Raw genomic sequence first — 12,205 nt, forward strand, 5'->3', positions numbered from 1 at the left:
GCTCAAAGCGGACCATGCCCCGGTAAGGCTGCTTTGTTCCAAAAGCGAACACCTCAGCTTTGCAAGAGACGATCAGGTTACCGGGAACTGAGAGCAAGTTTAGCCGCGAAGCATAAAAACAAGCCTCCTATGGCTCTGTCCATGGCTTTGACAACGCAACTTTTCTTCGGGATGGCTGCCCGTCAGGTAACAGGCCTTAAATGGGAAACAGGCGCAGCACCAACCTTCCATGAACAGCGTTCGCTGTCAGAACGACTTTACCGGAAACAGGGTGTCGATCCGTACGCTGCTGGGTCACAAAAGACAGGAGATGACAGATAAATATAACGACGATCGTGACCAGGGATGGAAGCAGTTGGTGCTCAAAAAATAATCCGTTTTGCAGAAGAGTTTTGCAGGGTTTTTGCAGAAGACCCTTTTTACAGCCGCTAAAACGGCTCAGATCCAGATGAACTCAGTCCGGAAGAGCTCCGAAAACCGGCCGGATTAAACGGTCCGGACTGAGCCTGTTCAGCTGCGCTGAAGGGAAGATTATTTACCGAGGATTTCCCGGCGCACGATGTCCGCGCCCGCACTTAACGCGGCCAGTTTGCCGCTGGCGACCTGACGGGATAACGGCACCATGCCACAGTTGGTCGACGGATAAAGTTTATCGGCAGCAACGAATTGCAGCGCCTTACGCAGGGTACTGGCGACCTCTTCAGCCGTTTCAACGATATTGGTTGCCACGTCAATTGCCCCCACCATTACCTTTTTGCCGCGGATCAGCTCAATCAGATCCATCGGTACGCGCGAGTTCTGACACTCCAGCGAGATGATGTCGATAGCTGATTTCTGCAGCTTAGGGAAGACCTCTTCATACTGCCGCCACTCGGTGCCGAGCGTCTTCTTCCAGTCGGTGTTGGCTTTGATACCGTAGCCATAACAAATGTGGACGGCAGTTTCACATTTAAGTCCTTCAACGGCTCTTTCTAACGCGGCAATGCCCCAATCGTTGACTTCATCAAAGAAGACGTTAAAAGCGGGTTCATCAAACTGGATGATATCGACGCCGGCCGCCTCTAATTCTCTGGCTTCCTGGTTGAGAATTTTGGCAAATTCCCAGGCGAGTTTTTCGCGGCTTTTGTAGTGACCGTCATAAAGCGTATCAATCATCGTCATCGGACCGGGCAGCGCCCATTTGATCGGCTGACTGGTCAGCTGGCGTAAAAACCGGGCATCTTCAACAAATACCGGCTTCAGGCGGGCAACCTCACCGACCACTGACGGCACGCTCGCATCATAACGATCGCGGATTTTTACGATCTGACGTTTTTCAAAATCGACACCGCTGAGGTGTTCAATAAAAGTGGTGACAAAATGCTGACGTGTTTGCTCACCATCACTGACAATGTCGATACCTGATTGCAGCTGATCGGCAAGGCTGATACGCAGCGCATCGAGTTTGCCCTCAACTAATTCGTCACCCTGCAATTTCCACGGCGACCACAGCGTCTCCGGTTGGGCCAGCCATGAAGGTTTAGGTAAACTGCCAGCAGTCGAAGTTGGTAATAACGTGTTCATAATAAATAACCTTTTATTTGGATGGTTCAAACAACGGGCTGGGCAAACCATTGCTCAAGAAGTGTCTGCCAGGGCTTAATGAAAAGTTCTTCAGTAAATTTACCCTGCTCAACGGCCAGCTGGCTGCGCTCTTCTCGATCGTAAACAATTCGCGTTAATGAATAATCCTGATGCGTCAGGCTGGGTTGATAGACATTTCCCGCCGCCGAATTGGCATTGTAGATTTCAGGCCGATATATTTTCTGAAACGTCTCCATGGTGCTAATGGTGCTGATCAGTTCGAGGTTGCTGTAATCGTGCAGCAGGTCACCCTGGAAATAAAAAGCCAGCGGCGCAACGCTGTTACGCGGCATGAAATAACGCGCCCTCAGTCCCATCTTCGCGAAATAGTCATCGGTCAGCGAGGGTTCATTCTGTGCATATTCATCCCCCAGCACCGGATGCTGGTTACCGGTCCGGTGATAGGTATTTTTACTGGATACGCTCAGGCATATCACCGGCGACTTACTGAATTTCTCTTTATACGCCGCAGAGTTAACAAAGCTTTTGAAGATGTTGCCATGCAGAACGCCATAATTTTCCGGCGTACTGAAGTCGCTTCTGTTTTTATTATGTGCCGGCAACACCACGCTGAAATCATAATCGCGCACATACGATGAGAAGTTATTGCCGACAATGCCTTCAATGCGCTGTTGGGTCTGATGATCGATGATATGCGTTTTTAAAACTTCAATGACCGGGAAGGCATCATTGCGGCCTTGCGCATTGATCGATAACGCCACCGAGATAATTTCCAGTTCAACAGAATAACGGTCGCCTTTCGGGTTATCCCAGTTCGCCAGCGAGTTAAAACGATTATCAATCATGACCAGGGCGTTGCGTAAATTATCCTGACGCTTTTCACCCCGGGCTAAATTGGCAAAATTAGTGGTGATGCGCGTATTTTCAGACGGATTATAGTTCTCGTCGAAACGCAGGCTTTTAAGAGTAAATGTAAATGCATTATTCATCGCAATCTGACACCCTGATCGTCTGATTCAAAAATATGAAATTCGCGATTTATAGCGGAGATAAACTGAACACCGCTGGCGACTCTTCATATTATCAATTGATATTAACAATGCATCCTTTATGCCTCACTCGGTGGTTGAGGAAAAGTGATTTAATTTCACCGAACGTGAAGGATGTTCATGATCAGTTAAAAGAATGAAGATGTTGTGTTACAGCGGTGGCGAGTTGCAGGCAGCCGTTTTAGGGTCCGGCAGCCTGAAGCGCATCAGCCCTCGCCTGCATCAATATCGTTTCTGTCTGTTCATCCTTCCTCAGACACGGCCCGCGATTTCAGCACAGGTTGGCGTTGTGAGAGATATTCCGTCATAAGTTAAGCGATGCCGTGCCGAATTCCCTGAAAGCGTCGTCCGCCGGTTGATAACCGAGTACCTCGCGGGTCGCGGTAAGGTCAAAACGCTTAAACCGATTATCTGAAATTCCATAGCCGATAAAGAAGCTGATATTTTCCGCATCAATCGCGCAGGTTATCAGCCTGACGGCATCCTGCGGACTCAGCCACGCGCTGTAGTCGCGGGCATTTTTCAGCACGCCGGCCTGTTTAGGTTCAAAGGCACCGATTCTGAGCGCGACGCAGGAAAGTCCGCGCTGGCTGGCATAAAACGAACAGAGCGCCTCGCCGTAGCATTTGGTCACGCCATACAGATTCGCTGGTGCCACTGCCATCCCCGGCTGGATCTGCACATCAACCGGATAACCCTCAATGGTCTGGGCGCTGCTGGCAAAAACAAAACGACGACAGGCGGAGGCGGCAGCCGCGTCAAGCAGCCAGGTGACGGCAAGGATATTCGCAGGCAGCAGCTGTTCGAAAGGGGCATCGGCATCCGGCACACCGGCCAGATGAACGATGACATCAGGCTGCGCGGCGGCCAGCAGCGCTGCCGCCGCGCCCGGCTGTGAAAGATCGGCGGCGATAAACCGATGCGGCAACGGGATTTCATCATCCGGCACCTGAAGGTCGGTCAGGATGAAATCATAGGCTTCACTCAGGGCGCTGAAGCAGGTGCGGCCAATGCGGCCACTGGCACCGGTAAGCAGGATCTTTTTGCGATCTGGCATTCTCTCTGTTCCCTGATTAATCCTGTCGGATGGTGATCAAACGCAGATAAAAGTTGTGACGGTGAAAGGCTGCGACAGCTAACCGTGAGCCGTCGACAGAAATGCTAAGGCGCTGTCACGGCAGCGAGAATAATGACTGTTTCACCCCTGGCCGAAAATCTTAATCACCGCATCCAGATGCTCTTTCATCGCCTTCTTCGCGGCACGGCTGTCACGCGCTTCCAGCGCATTCAGAATCCCGAGATGTTCGATCTCAGAACGGTGCGGCATGTCTTGTGGGGTGTAGTGTAGTTGTAAACTGCGGAACATAGTGCCGTAACGGTGTCCCAGCAGATGGCCAATGATAAACGCATAGGCTGGATTGCCGCTGGCCTGAGCGATGCGGATATGGAACAGGCGATCGCCTGGGTGGGTCGCCGAGCCATTGCGATTATCGTAGCAGTTTTGCTCATATGCCTGCCTGATCGTGGCAAGTTCTTCATCAGTGGCATTTCTTGCCGCCAGGGCAGCCGTTTCAGGTTCGATCAGTCGGCGGGTCTGTAACAGCGAAAATGGCGGCAGCTCAGCGGTAAAATCCAGTTCGATGTTCAGCTCATCATCCACGTCGGCCCACTGATTTCGGCCCGCCTGCGACATCACCGGTTCCTGCGAAGGCGCAGCTGGTAAGGCCGGCGGCTGCCGCACAATCACGCCGTTACCGACCCGTACATCCACCAGCCCTATTACTTCAAGCGCGATCAGGGCTTCCCGCACCGACGCGCGGCTGACCTGCAACAGACTGGCTAATTCACGTTCGGCTGGCAGTCTGCTACCGGGTGGAAACTCGTTATTATCAATTAATGTTTTTAGCTGGTCAGCTATCTGCCTGTAAATTCTTGGGTTTTCTAATCTTTTTATCGGCATCGGACACCTGAGGTCAGTTCTCATTAAGTGATTCAGCTAGCATTTTCCAGACAAAAATCTTGCTGCTTTGTTTTATACATGTAAAAAATTGGTTAACCGAAATGGCGTTTTAAGCAGTAGCTTGCTGGACATCTTAGCAAAAAGCACTGGTTTTAACGCATTTTTTTCGCCTCCAATGGCCTGACCATTAGACCTATAAAATAACATTTCACCGGGAGTTGCTATGAACCTGGCAGGGAAAAAAGTACTGATTACCGCCGCAGGACAGGGCATCGGTTTTACCACTGCAACCCTGTTTGCCCGCGAAGGTGCAGAGGTAATTGCCACAGATATCAATATCAGCGCGTTACAGCAGATACCGGGTATCACAGCGCAACACCTGGACGTCACCGATCCCCAGGCGATTGCCGCGCTGGCAGAAACAACCGGTCCGCTCGATGTGCTGTTTAACTGCGCCGGTGTGGTTCACAGCGGCGACATACTCAGCTGCAGCGAAAGCGAATGGCAGTTCGCACTGGATCTCAATGTCACCGCGATGTTCCGCATGATCCGCGCTTTCCTGCCAGCGATGCTGGAGCGCAACTACGGCTCGGTGATCAACATGTCGTCGGTCGCCTCAAGCATCAAAGGGGTGCCAAACCGTTTTGCCTACAGTGCCTCCAAAGCGGCAGTGATTGGCCTGACCCGCTCGGTGGCGGCAGATTACGTCACCCGCGGCATCCGCTGTAATGCAATTTGCCCCGGCACGGTGGAATCCCCTTCCCTGCGCCAGCGTATTGCCGCTCAGGCAGTGGCCGAAGGACGCAGCGAAGCGAACGTTTATGCGGCGTTTGTTTCCCGCCAGCCGATTGGCCGTATTGGTAAAACCGAGGAGATCGCCCAACTGGCGCTCTATCTCGCCTCCGATGCCAGTTCCTACACCACCGGCACGGTGCAGATTATTGACGGCGGCTGGAGTAACTGAACCCGCAGCCGCTCTGCTTCCCTGACTTTTTCACAGAAGGATAGTGATCGATGAAACTACTACGATACGGCAATGCAGGTTCCGAACGCCCCGGACTGCTGGACAGCAACGGAAAACTGCGCGATCTCAGCGCTCACGTCGCCGACATCGACGGCGATACCCTGCAACCGGCTACGCTGAACGCACTACGCCAGCTCGATCCGCATAGCCTGCCGCTGGTGAGCGGTGAACCCCGTCTGGGCGCGTGCGTGGCCAGAACCGGGAAGTTTATCTGTATCGGTCTGAACTACGCCGATCACGCGGCAGAAACCGGGGCTGACATCCCAAAAGAACCGGTGGTGTTCAGCAAGTGGACCAGTGCCATTGTCGGCCCGAACGATGACGTCGAAATCCCGCGTGATTCGGTGAAAACCGACTGGGAAGTTGAGCTGGGCGTGGTGATCGGCACCGGCGGCCGCTATATCAGCGAAGCCGACGCCATGGCACACGTCGCCGGTTACTGCGTGATAAACGACGTCTCTGAACGGGAGTTCCAGATTGAGCGCGGCGGAACCTGGGATAAGGGCAAAGGCTGCGACACCTTTGGTCCGATTGGACCGTGGCTGGTTACCGCCGATGAAATCCCCGATCCGCATCAGCTTAACCTGTGGCTGGAGGTGGATGGTACGCGTTATCAGAACGGCAACACCCGTACCATGATTTTCCGCATTCCTGAAATTATCAGTTACCTCAGTCGCTTTATGAGTCTGCAACCCGGCGACATCATCTCTACCGGCACACCACCGGGCGTCGGTCTGGGACAAAAACCGCCGCGCTATCTGAAAGCCGGTCAGGTTATGCACCTTGGAATTGAAGGTCTGGGTGAGCAGCGGCAGAAGACGGTACAGGCATAGCCCCATTACAGCGGAAGGAATTTTTGATGACGACGATTACGGCTTTACGTGTAGAGGATGTGCGCTTCCCGACGTCGCTGACGATGGATGGCTCGGATGCGATGAATCCCGATCCCGACTACTCCGCAGCATATGTGATTCTGGAAACCGACAATCCGGCGCTGCGAGGGCATGGGCTGACCTTCACCATCGGGCGCGGTAATGAAATCTGTTGTGCCGCGATCGGCGCACTGCAGCATCTGATCGTCGGCCGCCAACTGGCGGATATCACCGCCGACATGGGGAAATTCTGGCGGGATTTCACCAGCGACAGCCAGCTGCGCTGGATTGGGCCGGATAAAGGTGCTATCCATCTGGCAACCGGTGCAGTGGTCAATGCGGTATGGGATTTATGGAGTAAGTCGGTCGGCAAACCGGTGTGGCAACTGGTGGCGGATATGACGCCAGAAGAGCTGGTGCGCTGCATCGATTTTCGCTACATCACCGACTGTATTACGCCGCAAGAGGCGCTGAAGCTGCTGCAACAGCGTGCCGATAACAAAGCACAACGTCTCGAAAAACTGCTGGCGGAAGGTTATCCCTGCTACACCACCTCAGCCGGCTGGCTGGGCTACCCCGACGACAAGCTGCGCCGTTTGTGCCAGCAGGCGGTCGATGCCGGTTTCGATTATCTGAAGCTGAAAGTCGGACGTGACCTGGAAGATGATATTCGCCGGGTGCGTATTGCCCGCGAAGTGATCGGTCCGGATCGCAAGCTGATGATCGACGCCAATCAGGTGTGGGAAACCCGCGACGCCATTCCGTGGGTAAATGCGCTGGCGTTTGCCAACCCCTGGTTTATCGAAGAACCGACCAGCCCGGATGATATCGAAGGCCACCGCACCATTCGTCAGGGTGTTGCGCCGGTCAAAGTCGCCACCGGCGAGATGTGCCAGAACCGCATTATGTTTAAGCAGTTCATCATGCGCGAAGCGATTGATGTGGTGCAGATTGACGCCTGCCGCATGGGCGGCATTAACGAGGTGCTGGCGGTGATGCTGATGGCGGCCAAATACAACCTGCCGGTCTGCCCGCATGCGGGCGGAGTCGGGTTATGCGAGTACGTGCAGCATCTTTCGATGATCGATTATCTCTGTATCGCCGGTACGCATGAAGGCCGGGTTATCGAATACGTTGACCACCTTCACGAGCACTTTGTCGATCCCTGCGAGATCCGCGGCGCAGCTTATATGCCGCCCAAATCGCCCGGCTTCTCTATCGAAATGCATCCGGCGTCCATCGAAAAATATCGCTACCACGCCTGAGCAGCCAGGGAGAATGCCGATGATGCGAGTCGACAGCCACCAGCATTTCTGGCGCTACACGCCGCAGGATTACCGCTGGATCAACGATGAGATGAGTTTGCTGAAACAGGATTTTCTGCCGGAGACGCTGCGGCCGATCCTGCGCCGCCACGATGTGCAGAAAACCCTCCTGGTCCAGGCACGATGCAGCCTGGAGGAGACCCGCTGGCTACTGGATATTGCCGGCCAGACCGATTTTGTCGCTGCGGTGACCGGCTGGATCGATCTCCGTGACGCCAACCTGCCGCGACAGCTGGAGGCGTTAGCCCATCCGTTGTTGCGCGGTTTTCGCCACCCGGTTCAGGACGAGCCTTATCCGGCGCAGTGGCTGGCCGATTCGGCTATCAATGCCGGGATTCGGCAGCTTCAGCAGCGGGAATATCTTTATGAACTGCTGGTGACGCATCACCATCTGGCCGACGCCGTTGAGTTTGCGCAGCGCCATGACCAACATTTTCTGGTGCTCGATCACTTTGGCAAGCCCGATCTGACGCTGGGTGCCAGTCACTGGAAGCAGCAGGTTGCGCCGCTGAAAGGGCTGAAACATGTCAGTTGCAAGCTCTCCGGTCTGCTGACCGAGCCGCGACCGGCGGGCCTCTCAACCGACGATTTGCTCTCTTTTTTCGATGCAGCACTGGAGATCTTTGGCAGCGAGCGGCTGATGTTCGGCTCCGACTGGCCGGTCTCGCTGCTGGCCGGTGCCGATGAAAGTCCCTGGCAACTCTGGCAACCGGCCATAGCAAAACTCAGTGCCACCGAACAGGCAGCCATTTATGGCGGCAATGCCTGCTCTCTTTACCGATTACAGGAAACACACGATGAATCTCTATCTGCAAAATAAAGTGGTAATCGTCACCGGCGGCGGCTCTGGCATCGGTGAGGCGATCTCGCTGACGCTGGCCGAAGAAGGGGCTATCCCGGTGATCGTCAGTAATACCGAACCGGCTAATGAATTGATGCACAGGCTGCAACAACTTTCGCCGCAGGCCAGCTTTGTGCTCGCCGAACTGCGCGACGAAGCGAGTTGCAAAGCCGCGCTGGATGCGATCCTGACCCGTTACCCTTCCATTGATGGCCTGGTGAACAACGCCGGTGCCAATGACAATGTCGGTCTGGACGCCGGACGCGCCGCCTTTGTGCAGTCACTCGAACAGAATCTGATTCACTACTACCTGATGGTGCACTTGTGCCTGACTGCGTTGCGTGCCAGCCGGGGAGCAATCGTGAATATCAGTTCAAAAACCGCGTTAACCGGTCAGGGCAACACCAGCGGCTACGCCTCGGCCAAAGGTGGCATTCTGGCGCTGACCCGTGAATGGGCGGCGAGCCTGCTGGACGAGGGTATACGCGTGAATGCAGTAATCCCGGCTGAAGTGATGACGCCACTCTACGCGCGCTGGATTCAAAGTTTCGATCACCACGAAGAGAAACTGAAAAAAATCACCTCGCACATTCCGCTGGGGCAGCGCATGACCACACCGCAGGAAATCGCCGATACGGTGGTATTCCTGCTCTCTTCGCGCGCGTCGCATACCACGGGTCAGTGGCTGACCGTTGATGGCGGTTACACCCATCTTGATCGGGCGCTGACATGACACGCCGCTATTGCCAGGCGCTGGATCTCAGCGACGATCCGCGTCTTATCGAAGAGTATCAACGCTATCACCAGCAAATCTGGCCGGAAATTACTGCGCACCTGCGTCACTACGGCATTACAGAGATGGAAATTTACCGGCTGGGTAACCGGCTGATGATGGTGATAGAAACCACGGACGACTTTGACCGTGCGCTGTTCGAACGTCGCAGCCTTGAGGACCCGAAAGTCTGCGAATGGGAAGCGCTGATGTGGAAATATCAGCGCCCGACACCCTGGACACCCGCGGGTAAAAAGTGGGTAGAAATGACACGCATTTTTTCACTGACAGAACAGAAGTAGTCCCTCTCGTCGTTCCAGAGAGCAGCCGTTTTTCACGTTATCTGACATAAAAAAATACCAGCCATCCGAGCTGACCCTACTCCTGCAGGCACCACCAGATACTGAGGAATACACTATGTTCGCCAATAAAACTGCTGCTCCCGCCTATGCGGAGCGCAAAACCACGTCCGGTTTCCGTCTGGCGTTTATTCTGGTCACTACGCTGTTTTTCCTGTGGGGATTATCCTACGGGCTGCTGGATGTGCTGAATAAGCATTTCCAGGAGGTATTACACGTTAATAAGGCGCAGTCCGGGCTGTTACAGGCCGCCTATTTTGGTGCCTATTTCATCATTGCCCTGCCGGCCGGATTTTTCATGGATCGCTTCGGCTATAAAGCCGGCATCCTGGTCGGATTATGTTTGTATGCGGCAGGCGCACTGCTGTTTGTTCCGGCCGCGTCAGCGGGCAGCTTCAGCCTGTTTCTATTCGCACTGTTTGTGATTGCTCTCGGGTTGGGATGTCTCGAAACCGCCGCTAACCCGTTTGCTACCGTGCTGGGTGATCCGGCTGGCGCAGAACGTCGTCTGAATCTTTCGCAATCCTTCAACGGTTTAGGGCAGTTTATTGGTCCGGTAATTGGCGGTTCGCTGTTCTTTTCCGCCACGCAGAGCACCACCGCTGACGGGCTCTCTTCGGTGAAAACTACCTACGTGGCGATAGCCTTTTTGGTGCTGCTGATTGCCTTCCTGTTCGGACGGACTAAATTGCCGGATATTCGTGAGCAGAGCAGCGATGCTGACCAGGGCATCGCCAAAGGATTATGGCAGCATGGCCATTTTACCGGCGGCGTGATTGCACAGTTCTTTTATGTCGCCGCCCAGGTAGGGGTTGGCGCTTTCTTTATCAATTACACCACCGAACACTGGCATACGCTGTCGAACCAGAACGCCTCCTATCTGCTGTCGGTGGGCATGATCAGCTTTATGGTCGGCCGTTTCTTCAGTACCTGGCTGATGGGTTTCATCCGCCCGGCTACGCTGCTGGTGGCCTATGCCATTATCAATATCGTGCTATGCGGTGTGGTGGTTGCCGGTATCGACAATGTGTCGGTAATTGCCCTGGTGGCGATCTTCTTCTTTATGTCGATTATGTTCCCGACCATTTTTGCCATGGGCGTGAAGAACATGGGCAAGCAGACCAAACGGGCCAGTTCAGTAATGATCATGGCGATTGTCGGGGGTGCGGTGATGCCTTATATGATGGGTGCCATTGCCGATCATTACACCACGGCCGTTTCCTACGCGCTCCCAATGATCTGTTTCGTGGTGGTATTGGTTTATGGGCTTAAGCAAAGAGCAAACGCCGGGCACTGAGTCACTGTCCGCCGGATAAAACAACGGAGTGAACAGGTGGGTTGCCTGTTCACTCCGGCTCACTGTTAAACAGAGAGCCGCGCAGGAACTGCCGCGGCACACTTATTCTCTCCGCTGCTGAATGACTCGCCTGTCCCGGCGATGCCATCCCGATTAACCCCCCTCTTTTCAGCATCCAATGCGTCGCATCCATTATGAAAATCGCGTCATCAGACAGATCAGGGTGTGAAGTGGGATCTGCGACATTGTTAAAACTGATAAACAGAGAATGAAGTGTGAGAACCGTTTGGGTTGCTGCTCACGATATGGCTGGCTTGCGGCCTCGGGCTGACAGGATGCGGGTCTGAAGGGTCATTATTCGTGGCCGGCGGTTTATTGCATCAGTCTGGGCTACGGGTCACATTAATGTTAATCGCCCGCTTTTTTAACCATCTTTTTATCATTACGGATACGCTGAAGCTCTCATTTATTTCTGCCAGACCAGCTATATTGATCGCTACGGATAAGTTTATATCAGCCCGCTTAATTGATGCCGGAAAAATAGAGAGAGGAAATAAACCCTCCTGCTGAGGATTAAGCACATGAATAGATGAGAGGTTTATCATGAAAAAATCAGTATGTAGTGAACTGCATGGCAGAATCATTCATGCAAGAACGATTCTACCCGCCAGTAATATTGCACTGTACGAGGTAGATTTTGAAAATGGCACCACTGCGGTGTTACGCGTCAGTACAACTTTTCCGTTACAGGAAGGCGACACTATTGCCAGAATAAATGATGTCTGGCGTTCGGGCCAGCATGTCATTACGCCCTCTCCGTTCGAGTTCGTGGAAAAGAGTGAATCCCACCGCTATTTCATCGAATATGAGCGTTAATCCGCGATTTTCATGATTCAAACTTAACCAACCGCGTCCTCAATGCCGTAGCCATACATTTCCATGTCATTGATATATATTACGAAAACCTAGGTGAAAATTAAACAATCCAGCCACGGGGCGGTAACGGTGGGTTGCCGTCCGGTTGAATGAGCCGTCACCATCAGCCGCTTTATTCTGAGCTTTTTAAATAATAAAAAGCGACTTACAGTGCGGACACAGCACGGCGGCTTTGTTGAATAAATC

Annotated in this window: 12 protein-coding genes and 1 pseudogene; 9 read left to right on the top strand and 4 right to left on the bottom strand. The window is 53.6% G+C overall.

Annotated elements, in window-relative coordinates; all coding sequences use genetic code 11:
• Positions 1–177: 177 nt before the first annotated feature.
• A pseudogene (locus tag HA41_RS21230) lies at positions 178–373 on the top strand (site-specific integrase); the annotation flags it as partial.
• A gap of 158 nt (positions 374–531) precedes the next feature.
• On the opposite strand, the gene HA41_RS18570 reads toward HA41_RS21230, so the two are convergent.
• The 4 genes from HA41_RS18570 to HA41_RS18585 form a co-directional block, all read right to left on the bottom strand.
• The gene (locus HA41_RS18570; RefSeq protein ID WP_094121999.1) at positions 532–1,563 is read right to left on the bottom strand and encodes a methionine synthase; all 1,032 of its coding nucleotides are present in this window, start codon (positions 1,561–1,563) and stop codon (positions 532–534) included.
• Between the two features lie 26 nt (positions 1,564–1,589).
• Positions 1,590–2,573 (bottom strand): DUF1852 domain-containing protein, encoded by a 984-nt coding sequence (locus HA41_RS18575; protein WP_094122000.1) that lies wholly within the window; start codon positions 2,571–2,573, stop codon positions 1,590–1,592.
• 364 nt (positions 2,574–2,937) lie between these two features.
• Positions 2,938–3,690, bottom strand: a complete 753-nt coding sequence (locus HA41_RS18580) for an NAD-dependent epimerase/dehydratase family protein (protein WP_094122001.1) — start codon at positions 3,688–3,690, stop codon at positions 2,938–2,940.
• A gap of 141 nt (positions 3,691–3,831) precedes the next feature.
• A complete protein-coding gene (locus HA41_RS18585; protein ID WP_094122002.1) occupies positions 3,832–4,593 on the bottom strand; it encodes a FadR/GntR family transcriptional regulator in 762 nt (253 codons plus the stop codon).
• A 223-nt stretch (positions 4,594–4,816) separates the two neighbouring features.
• Here HA41_RS18585 and HA41_RS18590 point away from each other — a divergent pair, with 223 nt between their 5' ends.
• From HA41_RS18590 to HA41_RS18625, 8 genes are all read left to right on the top strand, one after another.
• Positions 4,817–5,557, top strand: coding sequence for an SDR family oxidoreductase (locus tag HA41_RS18590; RefSeq protein WP_094122003.1), 741 nt, complete (start codon positions 4,817–4,819; stop codon positions 5,555–5,557).
• A 50-nt stretch (positions 5,558–5,607) separates the two neighbouring features.
• The gene (locus HA41_RS18595; RefSeq protein ID WP_094122004.1) at positions 5,608–6,450 is read left to right on the top strand and encodes a fumarylacetoacetate hydrolase family protein; all 843 of its coding nucleotides are present in this window, start codon (positions 5,608–5,610) and stop codon (positions 6,448–6,450) included.
• 26 nt (positions 6,451–6,476) lie between these two features.
• Positions 6,477–7,754 carry an L-fuconate dehydratase gene (locus tag HA41_RS18600; protein ID WP_094122005.1) on the top strand — a complete coding sequence of 426 codons (1,278 nt, stop codon included), beginning with the start codon at positions 6,477–6,479 and terminating at the stop codon, positions 7,752–7,754.
• A gap of 19 nt (positions 7,755–7,773) precedes the next feature.
• On the top strand, positions 7,774–8,634 hold the full coding sequence (locus HA41_RS18605; protein WP_094122006.1) for an amidohydrolase family protein: 861 nt from the start codon (positions 7,774–7,776) through the stop codon (positions 8,632–8,634).
• Complete coding sequence (locus HA41_RS18610) at positions 8,612–9,388, top strand: L-fucose dehydrogenase (RefSeq protein WP_094122007.1); 777 nt, start codon at positions 8,612–8,614, stop codon at positions 9,386–9,388. Before HA41_RS18605 ends, HA41_RS18610 begins: the two co-directional genes overlap by 23 nt.
• Positions 9,385–9,729: an L-rhamnose mutarotase gene (locus HA41_RS18615; RefSeq protein ID WP_094122008.1), complete on the top strand. Its 345-nt coding sequence runs from the start codon at positions 9,385–9,387 to the stop codon at positions 9,727–9,729. Before HA41_RS18610 ends, HA41_RS18615 begins: the two co-directional genes overlap by 4 nt.
• Before the next feature lie 115 nt (positions 9,730–9,844).
• Positions 9,845–11,083, top strand: coding sequence for an L-fucose:H+ symporter permease (gene fucP / locus HA41_RS18620; protein ID WP_094122009.1), 1,239 nt, complete (start codon positions 9,845–9,847; stop codon positions 11,081–11,083).
• 603 nt (positions 11,084–11,686) lie between these two features.
• Positions 11,687–11,959, top strand: a complete 273-nt coding sequence (locus tag HA41_RS18625; RefSeq protein WP_094122010.1) for a hypothetical protein — start codon at positions 11,687–11,689, stop codon at positions 11,957–11,959.
• The last annotated feature ends 246 nt before the right edge of the window (positions 11,960–12,205 follow it).

Source organism: Pantoea conspicua (assembly GCF_002095315.1).
Classification (GTDB): domain Bacteria; phylum Pseudomonadota; class Gammaproteobacteria; order Enterobacterales; family Enterobacteriaceae; genus Pantoea; species Pantoea conspicua.